Here is a 16,832-nt window from a genome sequence, read left to right as displayed (position 1 = left end):
AAACAAGCAAGTATAGAAAGGAGAGATTGAGTATGGGTCGCGGTAAAAATTTTAATCACAAAGAAAAAGGACATCCTGGAAATTTACCTGATAATAGAATAAGCGAAGAGAAAGAACATAGTCGACAGTATGAGCAGATTGAGGATATTGTTACACATGAAGCTTTTAAAAATCGGGAAAAAGATGACGAGATGCCTTAACGGCACCACATCAGCACGTGGAAGAAAAAGGGAAGATAAATCAATATACAGTTACCGGAATTATATAATTTCTCGGAAAGCGCCTATGCAATATCCTGCTCTCGGTATTTTACTGAGGCAGGGTATTTAGCATAGCTTGTAATTGTTGACGTTGCGAAGGCAGTTTTATTAGCTGAGCGATGCATGATGCTAAAGAATATGACAACCTCTCTTTGTCATACCCTTTAAAAAAAGATGAAGGTGTGACACTGCTAAATATGAAAAAAAATAATTCAATCGTTTTTTATGTAATAAAGGGCTCAACAATTAAAAAATTTTTAATCCTAGATCTAGTTGTTGGAACAGGAATTTATTTTGCCGTCAAATTTATTTCTTCAAGCTTATTAATGGCGAGTCTTGCGAGTATTATTGGAACAGAAGGAATCAAGAAGGCACCTAAAATTCTAAAAAAAATCCAGTTCTAAAAATCCCAGTATATTTATAGCACTGAAATAACGCAAACAAAATTAGACTACTTCCATTCGCGAATTTGCGAATAAAAGTAGCCTAATAATCAATTTGATCAGTTTAATAGGTCAGGTTAATTCAAGTAATCTCTTAAACTTATGCTTTAATTTCAATAGAGGGGCTTATTGTAAAGTCAGCCTCTGTTTTACTTTTCACTTCATCGAGAGTTATGCCATTTTGCAATTCAATCAATTCCATACCCGCTTCTGAAAACTGAAATACAGCCAATTCTGTAATCAGGCAATGGACGACCTTTTCACCCGTCAATGGCAGTGTACAGCTCTTTTTCACTTTGGATTCCCCATGCTTGTTCACATGGTCCATAATGACAACGATTCGTTTCGCTCCTTGGACGAGGTCCATCGCTCCTCCCATTCCTTTTACCATCTTCCCTGGAATCATCCAGTTTGCCAAGTCCCCATTTTCCGAAACTTCCATCCCGCCTAAAATGGCTAGATCGATGTGCCCGCCGCGAATCATCGCGAACGATTCAGCACTATCAAAAAATGACGCCCCCGCTTTTGCTGTTACTGTCTCTTTTCCGGCATTGATCAAATCCGGGTCCACTTCAACTTTTTTTGGATAAGGTCCGATTCCTAGTAAGCCATTTTCCGATTGAAGCATGACATTAAAGTCATTTGGAATCATGTTGGCAATTAAGGTAGGCATTCCGATGCCTAAATTTACACACATACCATCTTGGATTTCTTTAACGGCCCGTTCTAAAATTAGTTGTCTAGTCATTCGAATACTCCTCCTTTTTATGCGTTAGCAGTTGTAAGTCTTTCAATTCGTTTTTCATAGTCTTTTCCTACAAGCACTTTTTGTACATAAACCCCTGAAGTATGAATTTCATCCGGATCCAGCTCTCCTGTGCCCACAAGCTCCTCCACTTCGACAATCGTGACTTTCCCTGCTGTGGCAACGACAGGGTTAAAATTCCTTGCGGTTTTCCGATATACGAGATTACCGAAATGATCTGCTTTCCAGGCCTTTACAAAGGCAAAATCTCCGACTATTCCTTTTTCCATAATGTATGTGCGGCCATCAAACTCTTTATGTTCTTTACCTTTTGCGACTTCCGTTCCTACTCCTGTAGCTGTATAAAAGGCAGGAATTCCTGCTCCGCCCGCTCTTAACCGCTCAGCAAGCGTCCCTTGTGGAACTAGCTCGACTTCCAGCTCGCCACTTAAAAATTGCTGTTCAAATAACTTATTTTCCCCTACATAGGAAGCAATCATTTTTTTGATTTGTTTATTTTCCAGCAAAAGACCTAAACCCCAATCATCGACACCACAATTGTTACTGACAATCGTCAAATCCTTTACACCTTTGTCACGCAAAGCAATGATTAGTTTTTCTGGTATTCCGCTTAATCCGAACCCGCCAACGATAATGGTTGCTCCATCCTCGATTTGTTGAATAGCGCTATCAAAATATGTTAATAATTTACTCATTTTCCATCATCTCCATTCTTAATACTATTCTATTAAATAAACAGTGAAGTTGCAAAAGCAATGATAAACACGGTCACTGTTTTCAAAACCGTAATCGCAAAGATATCCTTGTAGGATTGACGATGTGTCAGTCCTGTAATAGCTAGTAAGGTAATAACAGCACCGTTATGTGGAAGCGTATCCATTCCGCCAGATGCCATGGATGCAATTCGATGAAGCATTTCCGGGCTGATTCCGACACTTTGAGCCACCTGCAAATAGTGACTTCCCATTACTTCCAACGCAATCGAAAGTCCACCAGATGCAGATCCGGTAATCCCTGAAAGTACATTGACGGCAATAGCTTCGGATACGAGCGGATTACCGCTTGCATTGAACACCCAGTTTTGAATCACCGAGAATCCAGGAAGTGTTTTCACAACATTTCCAAAACCAACTTCAGATGCGGTATTGAAAATTGCAAGCAAAGATCCCATTGCGGCAGCTGTTAATCCACTTGCCAATTTGACCTTTATACGACCAACATTCAGAAGCATTGCTGCAATAATACCGATTGTCAGTGCAACAATCAAAGACCAGGATGAAGTGACTGTGCTTACATCGGCTATGTTGAAAGATTCCTTCAACATCGATGCATCATACCAGTGCTTAACCGAAATGGCACTGCGACTGAATGCAAAATTAAACGCGACGACCAGGATGAGTGGTACGATGGAAAGCCAAAAGTTAGGCAGGTTTTGCTGTTCGGCACTTTCTGGTTCATTAATATGTCCTTCCCCGTAGCCTTCACCATTTGCCAGCGCTTGTTTACGACGACGTTCTAACCAGATCATTCCGCCAGTGAATACCATGATTGCGCCAATAATCCCCATTAATGGAGCTGCATAGGTATCTGTTCCGAAATAGTTAGTAGGAATGATATTTTGAATCTGAGGTGTTCCTGGAAGAGCATCCATCGTATAAGTGAATGCGCCTAATGCTATCGTTCCTGGCAATAATCGCTTTGGAATGTCTGCTTCTTTAAAAATTGCTGCTGCAAATGGATAAACGGCGAATGCCACTACAAACAGTGAAACCCCACCATATGTCAGTGCCGAACAGGCCAGCACTACAGCAAGAATAGCCTGCTTTGAACCTAGTGACTTTACGATGGTCTTGGCAATGGATGCTGCTGCACCGCTCATTTCCATGACCTTTCCAAATACTGCCCCTAATAAGAATATCGGGAAAAATGCTTTTACATAGTTAGCCGCAAACGTCATATATGTCTCGGTATAACTCGGCAGCAAATGACCACCAGATAAAATGACAGCCAATAGCGTAACTAGCGGTGCTATGATAATGACCGGATAGCCCCGGTAGGCTAAAAAGATTAAAAGTCCTAAAGCCACAACAATGGCTAAAATTTGAATCACCAATACTATTCCCCCTTTTCTTTTCTCCCCTTGCCCCCAAATTATTTCGGAAGCCTTTACGTAGTAACATTAATCTCCCCAATTCCACATTTCGCTTTCACCATTCAAGCCTGCCTTCCCCAAGTCAAGCTTAATGATCATACTAAGTGAAAAACTATAACTCCCCAATTATTGATAACGCTTTCAACAAACTGTTGAAGTTACGTAATCCCTTTCCATTTCACGTGGAAACACTAGATAATGTCAGATAGACCATTCGCCATAGTACTTATGCAATTCTTGTGCCAACTTATATTAAATTGAAATATATTATCTTTTATAGACTTTTCAAACACTTTATTCCCTTTTTATAAATTATAAATGCAAAAATCCCTTAAAACTGTCAAGGTTTCAATACACACAACTAATAAACTTCAAAAAAGTGTTAACCTTTCCTTACAACATTCCAATTTGCTCTCTTATCATGTACGGATTCCCTAACACATTCAAAGATAAACAGCTATCATCTATTCATAAACATCATCTTTTCCTTTTATTGGCCAGCTAAAAAACCATTGTCTGTTCTAATGAGTTGGTGCAAAAAGTATAAAAAGTACCCTTTGGCTAAAGGGTACTTTTTACAATCATAAACCATATTTATTCATTTTTTCATATAGTGTTGTTCGGCTCACTCCGAGTCTCTTTGCCGTTTCTGATTTATTGCCAGAAGTCATTTCCAAACATGAAACGATTGTTGCCCGTTCGGTCTCATCCATGACTTCTGCTAAAGTGCGGATTGAGACTGATTCTTTATGACCCGTTATTTCTTTAGGGAGATGCTTGGAACGTATCATTTCCCCTTCTTCAACAATATTCATTGCGCGTTCTATGATATTTTCCAACTCTCGAATATTACCCGGCCATTTATAAAGGCGAAGCAGCCGTAAAGCTTGATCACTCATCCCCGTTACGCGTTTTTTCATGAGGTTCTGGTACTTTTCAACAAAATGATTTACCAGTATTTCAATGTCCTCTGGTCGCTCCCTTAAGGAAGGAACCTGGATTTGCATGACCTTTAATCGGTAATACATATCAAGTCGGAATTCCCCTTTCGAGACCATTTCCTCCAGATTACGGTTTGTTGCAGCGATTACCCGTACATCAATCGGAATGCTTCCCGTCGAACCGACCCTCTCAATTTCTTTTTCTTGTAAAACACGGAGCAGCTTCACCTGCATATGCAGTGGCAGCTCACCGATTTCATCCAAAAAAATCGTTCCACCTTCAGCTGCTTCGAACTTACCAGCTTTTCCGCCCTTTTTTGCACCAGTGAAAGAACCCTCTTCATAGCCAAAAAGTTCAGACTCTAGCAGCTCTGCCGGGATGGCGGCACAGTTCACTTTGACAAACACACCCATGGACCTTCTGCTATCATTATGAATGGAATGGGCAAACAGCTCCTTACCTGTTCCGCTTTCGCCCAAAATCAACACATTTGAGTCGCTTTTAGCTGCAATTTTGGCTTGACCTTTTACTTCCATAAAAGCAGGACTTCTTCCCATCAAATGATCAAACGTATATGAGGCCTTATTTCTCTCGCGAAAATCGCCTTTGTACTTTTTCAGTTCTACTTCAAGCGAGTTAATCCGCTTGGAAAGAGCGGTAAATTGCCCGACATTCTTAAATAAAATCTTCCCGACTGCTCCTATTAATTTACCTTGTTTCCGTATTGGGGAGCGGGTTGCAATTATATAATTATCTTTAATTTTTTGTAATTCAGCTACCTCTTGCTTGCCAGTTTCGGCAACCACATGCATACGGGTATTTTCAATGACCTCCGTTACATGTTTCCCTATGGAGCTTTCCTGATCGACCCCAAGAAAATCTGCATAAGCGTGGCTCAGCATTTGGACATACCCTTCCGTATCGACCATCACCAACCCATCATATGCAAATTCGATTATATCCTTAAACAAAAGTTCTTCATGATTATCGATATTAAGAAAATCACTTTTATTATTTGTAAACAATAGGAGGTAAATCTGATACTCCTCATCAACCATTTGAACGATGGATTTTCTGACAATCCCATTATTATCGTTCAAACGAATAGGAGTATTTACAGCTGGTTTAAGGTTTTTTTCAATAATCAAATTTGTTTGCATGTCAAATTGATTCTCAGCAAAAGCCTCTGATAATACGCGATTGCATAAAACGATTTCTTTTTCGTTTTTCGTTACCAAAACACCAAAAGGTAATTCTTCCAATATCGCTTTCACTAATTCAAATTGAACAGGTTTATTATCGCTGACCATTCCTATTCTCCTTAACCCGTCTGCAGTTTCCCCCATTATATCATAGGAAAATGAGGCCGAGTTATTACCGTTCCACAATCAGCGCAGTTCCCTGTCCGCCGCCAATACATAAGGTAGCAAGGCCGGTTTTTGCATCTCTACGCTTCATTTCATACAATAAAGTCACTAAGATGCGGGCACCAGAAGCACCTACCGGATGACCCAGAGCAATCGCCCCACCATTTACATTCACTTTCTCCGGCTTCAGTTCAAGGTCCTTAAGCACGGCAAGGGACTGTGCCGCAAAGGCTTCATTCACTTCCATCAAATCAATTTCATCTACTGTCAATCCCGCTTTTGCTAAAGCTTTTCTTGTCGCAGGCACTGGACCGTATCCCATGATTTTCGGATCAAGCGCAGCATTTGCATAGGACTTAATAGTTGCTAACGGCTCCAGACCCAGCTCGTCTGCTTTTTCTTTTGACATCAGGACCAGCATTGCACCCCCATCATTGATTCCAGAAGCATTTCCGGCCGTAACCGTACCATTTTCCTTAAAAGCAGGACGAAGCTTCGTTAGTTGTTCTATCGTCAGCCCATGACGTGGGTGTTCATCTTGGTCAACCAAAATCGTCTTTCCTCTACGTTTATATTCAACAGGTACGATTTCATCTGCAAATCGTCCTTCTAACTGGGCCTTCTCAGCCTTCATTTGGCTATATAAAGCAAATTCATCCTGCTTTTCTCGGCTGATTTCCCACTGTTCGGCAATATTCTCCGCAGTTACGCCCATATGATATTGATTAAAAACATCCGTTAAGGCGTCATACGTCATTGAATCTACTGCTTCGGCATTACCCATTTTCTGTCCAAAACTATAATTTGGAAGTAAATATGGGGCATTGCTCATGCTCTCAATACCCCCAGCAAGAATCACATCGGCATCACCGAGGGCAATGAATTGGGCCCCCATTATTACCGTACGTAAGCCTGACCCGCAAAGTTTATTAATGGCCATGGCCGGAGTTGTTTCCGGAACCCCTGCATGAATCGCAACCTGACGTGCCACATTTTGTCCTAATCCAGCAGATAGAATATTCCCGATCAATACCTCATCTATCATGTCAGCCGAAATATTTGCCCGCTTAATCGCTTCCTTTGCTGCCACAACCCCTAGTTCAACCGCTGAAACATTGGCAAGACTGCCCCCAAACGTACCAACTGGTGTCCTTGCTGCCCCTACAATCACTACTTCTCTCATAATTCTTCCTCCTTCTCCATTTTTAATTTTCCCAGTTTAATAAAATTACGGTCCCTCTTATTGATTCTCTGAGAAACGGTAGATTCCTCATACGTGAATATCCCTTCTCCCGACTTCGTCCCAAGCTTCCCCTCATCCACCAAATCACGAATCAAAACAGGAGCTTCCTTACTTTGATCCAATACTGGTGAAACATTATCAAAAACACGCTGCCATGTATCCAGTCCGCCAAAATCAGCAATCTCGATTGGCCCAGTAAAGGCCCATCGAAACCCTGGTCCTGCCGTTATCGCTGTATCAATATCCTCAGCATTGGCAACACCCTCTTTTAATAGATAAAAGGCTTCCCGCATCAAGGCGGTCTGCAAACGATTAGCAATGAATCCTGCTATTTCTTTTTTCAATAGAATCGGAGACTTACCGATTTTACGCATCAAATCACATGTTGTCTTGACGATTTCCGGCTTTGTTTCGTTATGCTGAACGATTTCAACCAATGGAACCAAATGGCCAGGATTAAAGAAATGCGTGATGACCATTCGTTCCGCAAACGAAGCCTTCTCCATCAATTGAGAAATCGGAAAAGTCGATGTATTTGAAGCAACAATTGCATCCGGTTTGATTATTTTCTCCAATTGCTCATATAGATTTAACTTTAACTCGATTACTTCCGGAATAGCCTCAATGATAAAATCAGCATCCCTTACGGCACTTTCCAAATCAACACTATATGTAATATTAGCTAATGCACCTTGCTTTTCCTGTTCTGTCAAAACCCCTTCCTCAATGAGCAGTGATAGATTCTCAGAAATTCGATCTTGGGCATGTGATAGAAACTCTTCCTTAATATCGTTGATGGTGACGAAATACCCGCCAGCTGCAAAAGACAAAGCGATTCCACTTCCCATTACACCTGAACCGATAATGGCAATTTTTTTAATCATCCAGCTTCCCCTTTCCACTTTAAATAACCTGTATTTACTCACATTTTATTCATGCAATATCTATGCCAATGCTTAGGAAAACAAAATTCTTTTGTTATGTTGAAAATCATGTTAGACTCTTACTCATTAACCTAAACCATATTTTTATAACCTTCCCTTTATATTTCAAAGTTTGCTTCCCAATTGAAACATTCCCTGTACTTAACATAAAATGACAGACTTAGGCCATTACATTTTTTTTGGAGGAATGTAATATGGTTAAAGATAAAGTGGCGATAATTACCGGATCTGCGAGAGGAATTGGCTTTGAGATTGGTAAGATATTTGCTGAAAATGGCGCAAAGGTCGTTTTGTCCGACCTAAATCAAAACACAGTTGAAAAAGCTGCTTTAGACCTAAGAAACAAAGGCTTGGAAGTTATTGGCTTAAAAGCGGACGTAACAAGTGAAGAGGATATTATCCAACTAATCAAACAAACTAAAGACAAATATGGACGAATAGATATTTTCATTAATAACGCAGGCCTTCAGCATGTTGCACCAATCGAGGATTTTCCAACTGAAAAATTCGAACTGATGATCAAAATCATGCTGACCGCTCCATTCATTTCGATTAAAAACGTTTTGCCTATCATGAAAGAACAAGGCTTCGGCAGAATCATCAACATCTCTTCCATTAACGGTCTAATTGGATTTGCCAACAAAGCAGCGTACAATAGTGCAAAACACGGTGTTATCGGATTAACGAAAGTCGCCGCCTTAGAAAGCGCCTCTTTAGGCATAACCGTAAATGCCCTTTGCCCAGGATACGTGGACACACCTCTCGTCCGCGGTCAACTGGAGGATTTAGCAAAAACAAGACAAGTACCACTAGAAAGCGTTTTGGAAGAAGTCATCTATCCACTCGTCCCACAAAACCGCTTGCTCGATGTAAGCGAAATTGCCGACTACGCCATTTTCCTCGCAAGCGACAAAGCACGGGGCATCACCGGCCAGGCAGTTGTGTTAGATGGTGGGTATACAGCTCAATAAAAGGATACATCTGTAAAATGACGATTACCCGAATAGACGACACCAAAAAAGTGTCCTTTATTCGGGTTTTTCTATATCGAGCAAGACCTAAATTTTTTTCACATTACAACCAAGGGATAGCAGGTTGCATTCCTGCTCAGGTAAAAAATAAACAAAAAAAGCGATTCTTATTAAGAATCGCGCCCATCTGCAAAAGAACCAAAAATAAAAGGTTACTTGGATCCCTTATTGAGGGTTCATTTCACTTTTCATCCAGTCAAGATCTGATGATTTTTCCAAAGTAATCGTTGCATTTGGACTCCAAAAATTCTTTAACGTTCCATGGGTATGTTCGATAATGCGAGGGGCTGATAGGTAATCGGCATCATTCGTTGTGTGGGCGTCAGTGATAAGGGTGACGTCATAATTCAAATCAAAGGCTCCTCGGCATGTGGAATCAACACAGTATTCCGTCTGTGCACCACAAATGTAGAGGTGCGTTGCGCCAAGCTTGTCGAGTGTTTGTTTTAAAGGTGTGTGAGTAAATGAATTCGGTACGGTTTTATGGATGGTAACCTCTTGATGGAGGGGGTTCTCAAGTCGCGGGTGAAGCTGCCACCCAGGTTCGCCTTTTCTCATTGGACCTTCTGGATGTTCGTGCTGAATATACATTATCGGAATCTGTTGTTCTCTTGCACAACGAATTAATCGGTTGATGTTATCAATTGTCTTATCCCGTTTATACCCGTGTTCCACGACGGCCGTTTGCACATCAATGATAACTAATACTTTCTTTCCCAACCGTAAACACCTCCTTATTTCATTTGTTTTCATTATAACAAAACTCTGACTTGTTATATATTAGATCTTTCCTATCCTTATCCTCATGAACTGCCCCACTTTCTTGGGAAAAGGATGATATCTCGGCTCCTGACAGTGGAGAAGTGACAGGAATACAGACACTTGATAATTTAAATGGATTCACATATCGCATGGTCGGGTCTCAAAATCTGGTTATATATCTGGCTTACCATTTCTTGGTGATAATCATCAAGAGAAAAGCGAACAGGATAAAGATGATATCGGCTTTTTGCGTGTATAACAATTATAGGCTCACCCATATTTGGCCTGACTAATATGGATGAGCCTTATATATCTTTATAGCTAACTGTTGTTGAAGATTCTTTGACTGCTACTATATATGTTGCAGCTTTTTCATAGCCATCCATTTATTTAACTAATGCCGCTCTCAAATTAATGCCATATTCCAAATAACCCTTTAAACAGGTCAACATATAAACCCAGCCCTCTTTATTATCGATCATTTGACTGATTAACTCATCATCATTTTCCTTAAAGCCTTCTTCGTTGACTTCAATGATTGTACTTGAATTATCCAACTCTTCTAGCGTAATAGTTACAATATGTCCTTCTCCCCACTCGAAAACAATTTTCTTATGTTCATCGATTTCGATTACTGTTATATCTGCTTGTGCATTGTATTCATCATATCTCAAAGTAATCGTCTTGCCTTGTTCCCACCTTTTTGAACTCGATGAAAACCAAAAATTTCCGATTTTCGCAGGATCAACGAAGGCTTCAAATACTTCATGAGCTGGTTTTGAAATTTGAAATTTCGTAAGGTTATTCATATTAGTAACTCCACTCTCCTTCAAGGAATTTTTATACTAGACATTGTGACAAGATAGCATGATGGTTTGATACTTATTGCACGATTGTTGACTGCTCTTCTTCAAGGTTACACGCTTAATCAAGAAAGAGCAATCTAGGCAACATGGAAATAATGGTTTTAAAGCAACGTGCCTTTTAATTCCTGCAATCCATGTATCTGCTTGAAGATATTTAAAGCATTTCCCACTATTCCTGTTACTTCTTATTCTCTATCAATAGCCTCTTTTTACCTTTTGCGCCAATGGTTCCAATTATTTTTGTGTGTAACTTGTATGTTTAAGCATGGTCTTATAATATTATGTTAGTTACAAATTTGGACGTAGTCATAAAAACAGGACCATTAGGAAAGAGAGGGATTTAGCATGGCTCGAACTTCATTTCAGGGTGAAATTCCCAAGGAACAAATAGAGGTATGCCCAGTCACAGAAGCACAAAATGTCATTGCAGGTAAATGGAAAATCATTATTCTCTGGCATTTGAAAGAGACAAGGCGATTTGGTGAGCTTCAAAGATTGGTGCCGGGAATCTCAAAAGGAATACTGACTAGTCAGTTGAGGGAATTAGAAAGAGATCAAATGATAAACAGAAAAGTGTATCAACAAGTACCTCCAAAAGTTGAGTACTCTTTAACCAATGCAGGGGAAAGTTTTATACCGATACTGGAGAGTATGGGAGAATGGGGTAAAAAATATACAACGAGTGTAAAGAACAAGAGCACCCAATAATAGAATGATTTTTTATGGATTTTGACTGTATCTCAAAAATAATAGGATATAGTCTCTATATGACTCCCTTTTCACACGGTTGCTCCCATCGGGGAAATGAAAACAATATTTATGTCCTAGACGAGTCGGATCAAAGTTCATGCATCCATTGTGCTTTCCATATTTCGATGACCCTTGATATGTCTATTGCTTACACTAAACAAAAGCAGTAAAGTTACTTGGAAAAGGAGAGATACTTTTATGAATGATCAGAAGCAAACTATAAAATTCCATACATTTAAGCAGCTTCATAGCCAATCATCTACGTTTGTACTGCCAAACGCTTGGGATGCCAGTAGCGCCAGAACTTTTCAAGAAAGTGGATTTAAAGCGATTGGTACAACAAGTGCTGGTATGGCCATTTCATTAGGTTATTCAGATGGTGGAAACCTACCCTTTGAAAAATTGATCGAATCTCTCAAAATGATCGTCGATTCTGTGCATGTTCCTGTAACGGCTGATATTGAGTTTGGCTACGGAACTTCTATTGAAGAAGTGGTAGAAAACGTTAGACAGGTTCTTTCAACTGGAGTGGTTGGAATTAACCTTGAAGATGGGACAGGAAATCCGGAGGATCCTATTTTTGATAGTTCATTACAAGTTGAAAAAATAACGGCCATCAAAGAAATGACTCGATCATTGAACATGCCTTTATTTATCAATGCACGTACTGATCTGTATTGGTTGAATATTGGTGACCCTGCGACTCGTCTTCAGTCTGCCATCAATCGGGCAAAAGCTTATCAACAGGCAGGCGCAGACTGTATTTTTATTCCTGGTGTAAAAAATATGGATACCATCGAAAAGCTTAGACGGGAAATTTCTTGTCCAATCAACTTGTTAGCTGGGGCAGATACACCTTCTTTGAATCAGCTATCTGAACTTGGAATTGAGAGAGTTAGCAGTGGATCTGCACCTTTTAGAGCCACGGTATCATTATTAAGAAAAATTAGTGATGATATTATCAATCAAGGAAATTTCCAGCGAATGATAGACGACGTGATCACTTATAACGATGTGGCTGAATTGCTAAAGCCATGTACAGATAAAAATGAGATCTAACCACATGCCCATCTAGCTTGAGTGAATTTGTACCCAAAACGAAGAAAATGCCGCTTTATCATTCAAAAAAGCCGATTTCCTATACAAGGAATCGGCTTCGATGATTCTTTTGCGTTGAGTTAAGAATCAGATTGAGTGAAAAAAAAGTTAAATGAACCAACGTAAACCCATGAAGAAAATAACGCCCGCAATTACAGTTGCCAGTAAACTGCGTGTCTTTATCGCAATAAAAAAAGTGGGTATAGCTGCTAAAAGTTCAACATTATTCGTAAAAGACGCAATTTTCCCGTCATGCATCAATATCTCCTGACCTATCAAAGCAGCAATAACCGAAATGGGGACATAATTTAACCATCGCATTCCCCACTCAGGTAATTCAAAACGACTAAGAACCATAAGTGGAACAACCCTTGGAATGAAAGTTACGATAGCTGCTCCTAAAATAATCAAAAAAACATCCAATCTTACTTCCATTTTTCCACCACCATCCCTATCGTTGAGGCAATGATTGTAGCAACAATGATCCCCATACTGCTGGAAAACACGAAAGAACTTGCCACTGCAATCACAACTGCAATGATGGCGACAGCAACATCGATTTTGATTTTACTTCTACCTAATATGGAAATGACGAGAATTCCAATAAACATGGCTGGTAAGGCAAATTCCAGACCGAATTTTTCAGGATTTGAAATCCATTGTGCCAAAAGTGCTCCTGCTATATTGGCTAAAACCCAATTTAAATAGGCAGTTATATTGAGACCATGCATCCAATTTTCGCTGATACGCTTCTTGTGCGCAGTCTGGTTAATGGCAACACCAAATGTCTCATCCGTGAGCAGAGATCCTACTAGCATGTTCCTAAGTGGAGAAAGATGTCGAAAATAAGGAGAAAGTGCTGCACTTAGTAGTAGGTGACGAAGATTAACGAATAGAATGGTAATAATGATGGCAGTAGGAGAGCTACTTGCTGCAATCATCCCTGCAGCAATGAATTGAGCTGATCCAGCATAGAGAATTAAACTCATCAGGGCTATCTCAGCTATGCTAAGTCCCGCTGTCTTTTGAACGACACCAGCAGCTAACCCAATGCTTAAATAACCAAGCAACGTAGGGACGCAATCTTTTACCCCTTTAATAAAACGATCCTCTTCTCTTTGAGATCCAAGTGTATCCACATGGACGTTCTCTAGACTCATCTTATTCCCTCCTTGCTCTAATTTTTTCTCTGGAAGTTATAAAAATCTAAACGTGATTGAAATACGTTCAAAATACAACATGAAACAGATCATGGTCGTTTTTCCAGAGATTTTCACTTTCTGAGGACCCTATTCTTGCTTCATATTTGCGAACATCATTACCCCCATGTTTAATCACAACGTTTTTCTAAATGAATAACCATTTATCATAATCTAATTTCTCTTCATAAAAACGGTGAGCTTTTATTCGTTGAATCCCAGATTCCAATGCCACTCCATTTTCTTTTGCCCAGTTATGTATATAAGTTAATTCCCCCTCAAGTTACCTTACATTAATACCGTGGTTCTCTCTTCAACCAAACTGCCCATTTATTCGCAAAAAGAAGAGCTGCCTTAAAGACAGCTTCGATTCTAAGACTAAGCACCTTCAATTGATTAACAATTGATAATCATTTACATATTATTCGTTTGTTTGAAGAGCTAGCTTTATTCCCAAACCAATGTAAACTACCCCTATGGCTTTCCCAAACCAATTTGAACCCTGGTTAGATTTGACGATTAAATTATTACCAATTGTACTTGTTAGGAACACTAAGAGAGTGGTATATAATATGCTCATCAGTACAAATGTTAACCCGAGCATCAAAAGCTGAATTGTCACTGGTGAACCATCACTTCGTACAAATTGTGGTAAGAAAGCTAAGAAAAATAGTGAAGTCTTGGGGTTTAGTAATTCAATTAACATAGCCTGGCGAAACGATAGCTTATTGTTCACTTTCTTCGTGATAGGTTTTTTTTCAACTTTTTTTGTTTTTTCAACCAAAGCTCTTATCCCTAAATAAACTAAGTATGCTGAACCTAAATATTTAACCACTCCAAATGCAAGTGTAGATGTCATTAATATCGCAGAAAGTCCAACAACTGCCGCAAGAGTATGTATTAAATCACCAACAGCAATACCCAAACCTGTGATAATTCCATTCCTTTTTCCACCTTTTATAGTTTGAGTTATTGTCAAAAAAACAGCGGGACCTGGGATTAAAAATAACATCAAAACAACTATCACGAAAGTCAACATCATACATCGCTCCCTTCAATTGTAAATCCGACCAATACATCGTTTATATTAACACGTTTAACATAGTAAAATAGACGCTTTATTCAATAATCCGATCCCGTTTGTTGCTATAGAAAAAAGCTGATTGCCACCGCCGTTTAAAGAAGTAGTTTCCGTAAGCTAGACCTAGGAATCCCTTTGCATACCCATAAAGCAAAAATAACCCCCAAAACGTTTAAATGAACTTCTTTGTTAAAGAAAGCCCCAAATTTTGTTCGGGGGCACTACATAACTTTATCTTGATGGCAATGTTCTACGATAGTTAAGGAACATCCTCAAAACTTTCAGCGAATTTTAATTTGCATTTACGCGTGTATCAAGAACTCCGAGGTGTTACTTCTTTAACATATAAATTTTACGAGGTCTTCCCCGAGGCGATTGAAGTTCTTCTCCTTTGTACTCCACTAGACCACATTCACTTAAACTACTCATAATTCTCTGGGCATTTCGAACGGACATGGATAAATGAGAAGCTAAGTCTGAGGAGGTGAAGCCATCCCAGCCCATACGATCAATCAATGCTTCTATTTTTTTATACGTTTTTACACTAATGTTAGCCTGATTTAATTTATCTAGCAGTTCTTTATCATTAGAACGGGAGGTATATGCCAATTGTTCTTCTTGACCTACAGATTCTATCATTAAACCATCTTCCTGGATAACGACGATCCCTGAACTTTCTTGCTTTTTCGAATGACGGATCGCTTTACGAGCATTGATTTCAGCCGATGCAGCCGTCTCACCAAAACCAATACCAACTGCAACTGAGACACCCATATCAAGGGCCAGTAATTGAACAGTACTTTGCAAACTACCAATTTCTCGTTCAATTGCCTTCCGTGAACTAAATATTTGATAGCGGCCGTTTCCATTTTCTATGAGGGATCCATCTAATTTTTCGCAAAATGAAAGCAATGTTTGTTTAATTTTCAGCTCCAAATGCTGAAGATGATAACGAATATTGACCTCGTCCACAAATTGATCAAACTGATCAATTTCAATAATCTCTACACCTATCTGACTATCTTTAAAATAGGTACTTTTTGCTTTTTCAATCAAAATCTTGACCGCTTGCCGAATTTCCATCTTTGTCATATTTATTTTGTAGACAGCAACATTTTCTTTCTTCAAGGCCTCATATACAGATTGTAAAACGGTTAGGACACCATGTATCTCCCCTTCCTTCCACAACTGAAGATGAAATTGAACAATTTCTTGATAATCATATTGTTCATCAAATGTTTTTATATAAATATGTTCGGTGGAAATCCCTAACTCTTGCAGCGACTCATGCAAAAAAAAGTCTTCCAATCGAATCATATCGATGGATAACTTATCGAAAAAATGTTTTTGATCTGCAGACATTTGTAATAAACATCTATATAAACTAGATCCTACAGGAGGACAATATGTAAAATTGGCCTCTGAATCCAACATTCCTTTTGCTATTCTATAAGGAACTGGTCCAGAGAAAAACCAACCATTTACTGTACTTTGGTGATTTTTTATAATGTCCGTAACCTCTCGTGCATCTTCATATGGAAAATCAATAAAATCTATTTCATGCTCAAATTCATTAGTTACATCCCGAATTTTCTTTAAAGATGCAAGTGGACCTACAACACCAATTTTATACAAGTTTCCTTCACCCCTACACCCTACTAGTAGATTTATTATATCAAAATAACCAATTAACCCCAACAGGGAATAATATTGAAATCCAAATATTAATAACATGTAAAGCACCGTTTGACATGAATATACAGTGCTACTTTTTAATATGGTTAACTTCTCAATCGTGGTTACGAATGCATTTCAAGGATCCTAAGCCCATTGTTTGTTTAGCAAGATTCCTAAAACTTGAAAAAAAAGGATTATACTTTATCTGAAAATTCTATTGAAATAGATTATTCTTAATTATATAATACATT

General features: G+C 39.1%; 17 protein-coding genes. 5 read left to right on the top strand and 12 right to left on the bottom strand.

Annotated elements, in window-relative coordinates; genetic code table 11:
* Window positions 1–32 precede the first annotated feature (32 nt).
* A complete protein-coding gene (locus tag ACFWE9_RS15675; RefSeq protein ID WP_230161499.1) occupies window positions 33–200 on the top strand; it encodes a hypothetical protein in 168 nt (55 codons plus the stop codon).
* Window positions 201–457: 257 nt separating this feature from the next.
* Window positions 458–664: a hypothetical protein gene (locus ACFWE9_RS15670; RefSeq protein ID WP_230161501.1), complete on the top strand. Its 207-nt coding sequence runs from the start codon at window positions 458–460 to the stop codon at window positions 662–664.
* A gap of 139 nt (window positions 665–803) precedes the next feature.
* On the opposite strand, the gene ACFWE9_RS15665 is transcribed toward ACFWE9_RS15670, so the two are convergent.
* The 6 genes from ACFWE9_RS15665 to ACFWE9_RS15640 all read right to left on the bottom strand — a co-directional run bounded on the left by ACFWE9_RS15665 (window position 804) and on the right by ACFWE9_RS15640 (window position 8,057).
* Window positions 804–1,451: a 3-oxoacid CoA-transferase subunit B gene (locus ACFWE9_RS15665; RefSeq protein WP_230161503.1), complete on the bottom strand. Its 648-nt coding sequence runs from the start codon at window positions 1,449–1,451 to the stop codon at window positions 804–806.
* Window positions 1,452–1,468: 17 nt separating this feature from the next.
* On the bottom strand, window positions 1,469–2,164 hold the full coding sequence (locus ACFWE9_RS15660) for a CoA transferase subunit A (RefSeq protein WP_377357600.1): 696 nt from the start codon (window positions 2,162–2,164) through the stop codon (window positions 1,469–1,471).
* A 32-nt stretch (window positions 2,165–2,196) separates the two neighbouring features.
* On the bottom strand, window positions 2,197–3,582 hold the full coding sequence (locus ACFWE9_RS15655; RefSeq protein ID WP_377357598.1) for a GntP family permease: 1,386 nt from the start codon (window positions 3,580–3,582) through the stop codon (window positions 2,197–2,199).
* A 620-nt stretch (window positions 3,583–4,202) separates the two neighbouring features.
* On the bottom strand, window positions 4,203–5,873 hold the full coding sequence (locus ACFWE9_RS15650; protein ID WP_377357596.1) for a sigma-54 interaction domain-containing protein: 1,671 nt from the start codon (window positions 5,871–5,873) through the stop codon (window positions 4,203–4,205).
* Window positions 5,874–5,937: 64 nt separating this feature from the next.
* The gene (locus ACFWE9_RS15645) at window positions 5,938–7,113 is read right to left on the bottom strand and encodes an acetyl-CoA C-acetyltransferase (RefSeq protein ID WP_377357594.1); all 1,176 of its coding nucleotides are present in this window, start codon (window positions 7,111–7,113) and stop codon (window positions 5,938–5,940) included.
* Window positions 7,110–8,057: a 3-hydroxyacyl-CoA dehydrogenase family protein gene (locus ACFWE9_RS15640; RefSeq protein WP_230161513.1), complete on the bottom strand. Its 948-nt coding sequence runs from the start codon at window positions 8,055–8,057 to the stop codon at window positions 7,110–7,112. Before ACFWE9_RS15640 ends, ACFWE9_RS15645 begins: the two co-directional genes overlap by 4 nt.
* Window positions 8,058–8,311: 254 nt before the next feature.
* Between ACFWE9_RS15640 and ACFWE9_RS15635 the strand changes: the two genes are divergently transcribed.
* On the top strand, window positions 8,312–9,088 hold the full coding sequence (locus tag ACFWE9_RS15635; protein ID WP_377357592.1) for a 3-hydroxybutyrate dehydrogenase: 777 nt from the start codon (window positions 8,312–8,314) through the stop codon (window positions 9,086–9,088).
* A 225-nt stretch (window positions 9,089–9,313) separates the two neighbouring features.
* Here the strand turns inward: ACFWE9_RS15635 and ACFWE9_RS15630 are convergent, their stop codons facing one another.
* Both ACFWE9_RS15630 and ACFWE9_RS15625 read right to left on the bottom strand, forming a co-directional pair.
* Window positions 9,314–9,868, bottom strand: a complete 555-nt coding sequence (locus ACFWE9_RS15630) for a cysteine hydrolase family protein (RefSeq protein ID WP_377357590.1) — start codon at window positions 9,866–9,868, stop codon at window positions 9,314–9,316.
* Window positions 9,869–10,296: 428 nt separating this feature from the next.
* On the bottom strand, window positions 10,297–10,719 hold the full coding sequence (locus ACFWE9_RS15625) for an SRPBCC family protein (RefSeq protein ID WP_230161519.1): 423 nt from the start codon (window positions 10,717–10,719) through the stop codon (window positions 10,297–10,299).
* 402 nt (window positions 10,720–11,121) lie between these two features.
* Here ACFWE9_RS15625 and ACFWE9_RS15620 point away from each other — a divergent pair, with 402 nt between their 5' ends.
* Window positions 11,122–11,484 (top strand): winged helix-turn-helix transcriptional regulator, encoded by a 363-nt coding sequence (locus ACFWE9_RS15620; protein ID WP_230161521.1) that lies wholly within the window; start codon window positions 11,122–11,124, stop codon window positions 11,482–11,484.
* 240 nt (window positions 11,485–11,724) lie between these two features.
* Entirely contained in the window at window positions 11,725–12,585 is an 861-nt protein-coding gene (locus tag ACFWE9_RS15615; protein WP_230161523.1) for an isocitrate lyase/PEP mutase family protein, read from the top strand.
* Between the two features lie 147 nt (window positions 12,586–12,732).
* Here ACFWE9_RS15615 and ACFWE9_RS15610 read toward each other — a convergent pair whose 3' ends face one another.
* From ACFWE9_RS15610 to ACFWE9_RS15595, 4 genes are all read right to left on the bottom strand, one after another.
* On the bottom strand, window positions 12,733–13,059 hold the full coding sequence (locus ACFWE9_RS15610; protein WP_230161525.1) for an AzlD domain-containing protein: 327 nt from the start codon (window positions 13,057–13,059) through the stop codon (window positions 12,733–12,735).
* Window positions 13,050–13,784 (bottom strand): AzlC family ABC transporter permease, encoded by a 735-nt coding sequence (locus ACFWE9_RS15605; protein WP_230161527.1) that lies wholly within the window; start codon window positions 13,782–13,784, stop codon window positions 13,050–13,052. Before ACFWE9_RS15605 ends, ACFWE9_RS15610 begins: the two co-directional genes overlap by 10 nt.
* 460 nt (window positions 13,785–14,244) lie before the next feature.
* A complete protein-coding gene (locus ACFWE9_RS15600) occupies window positions 14,245–14,862 on the bottom strand; it encodes a LysE family translocator (protein WP_377357587.1) in 618 nt (205 codons plus the stop codon).
* 372 nt (window positions 14,863–15,234) lie between these two features.
* Complete coding sequence (locus ACFWE9_RS15595) at window positions 15,235–16,539, bottom strand: helix-turn-helix domain-containing protein (RefSeq protein ID WP_230161530.1); 1,305 nt, start codon at window positions 16,537–16,539, stop codon at window positions 15,235–15,237.
* Window positions 16,540–16,832 lie beyond the last annotated feature (293 nt).

It is taken from the genome of Peribacillus sp. NPDC060253, from assembly GCF_042727425.1.
In the GTDB taxonomy this organism is placed as follows: Bacteria; Bacillota; Bacilli; order Bacillales; family DSM-1321; genus Peribacillus.
This window is presented reverse-complemented; position numbering and strand designations above follow the sequence as displayed.

Excerpts from the sequence above, each read along its gene's own strand:
- ACFWE9_RS15675 (WP_230161499.1), top strand. The coding sequence starts at position 33 with ATGGGTCGCGGTAAAAATTTTAATCACAAAGAAAAAGGACATCCTGGA.
- ACFWE9_RS15670 (WP_230161501.1), top strand. The coding sequence starts at position 458 with ATGAAAAAAAATAATTCAATCGTTTTTTATGTAATAAAGGGCTCAACA.
- ACFWE9_RS15665 (WP_230161503.1), bottom strand. The coding sequence starts at position 1,451 with ATGACTAGACAACTAATTTTAGAACGGGCCGTTAAAGAAATCCAAGAT.
- ACFWE9_RS15660 (WP_377357600.1), bottom strand. The coding sequence starts at position 2,164 with ATGAGTAAATTATTAACATATTTTGATAGCGCTATTCAACAAATCGAG.
- ACFWE9_RS15650 (WP_377357596.1), bottom strand. The coding sequence starts at position 5,873 with ATGGTCAGCGATAATAAACCTGTTCAATTTGAATTAGTGAAAGCGATA.
- ACFWE9_RS15645 (WP_377357594.1), bottom strand. The coding sequence starts at position 7,113 with ATGAGAGAAGTAGTGATTGTAGGGGCAGCAAGGACACCAGTTGGTACG.
- ACFWE9_RS15640 (WP_230161513.1), bottom strand. The coding sequence starts at position 8,057 with ATGATTAAAAAAATTGCCATTATCGGTTCAGGTGTAATGGGAAGTGGA.
- ACFWE9_RS15635 (WP_377357592.1), top strand. The coding sequence starts at position 8,312 with ATGGTTAAAGATAAAGTGGCGATAATTACCGGATCTGCGAGAGGAATT.
- ACFWE9_RS15625 (WP_230161519.1), bottom strand. The coding sequence starts at position 10,719 with ATGAATAACCTTACGAAATTTCAAATTTCAAAACCAGCTCATGAAGTA.
- ACFWE9_RS15620 (WP_230161521.1), top strand. The coding sequence starts at position 11,122 with ATGGCTCGAACTTCATTTCAGGGTGAAATTCCCAAGGAACAAATAGAG.
- ACFWE9_RS15615 (WP_230161523.1), top strand. The coding sequence starts at position 11,725 with ATGAATGATCAGAAGCAAACTATAAAATTCCATACATTTAAGCAGCTT.
- ACFWE9_RS15610 (WP_230161525.1), bottom strand. The coding sequence starts at position 13,059 with ATGGAAGTAAGATTGGATGTTTTTTTGATTATTTTAGGAGCAGCTATC.
- ACFWE9_RS15605 (WP_230161527.1), bottom strand. The coding sequence starts at position 13,784 with ATGAGTCTAGAGAACGTCCATGTGGATACACTTGGATCTCAAAGAGAA.
- ACFWE9_RS15600 (WP_377357587.1), bottom strand. The coding sequence starts at position 14,862 with ATGTTGACTTTCGTGATAGTTGTTTTGATGTTATTTTTAATCCCAGGT.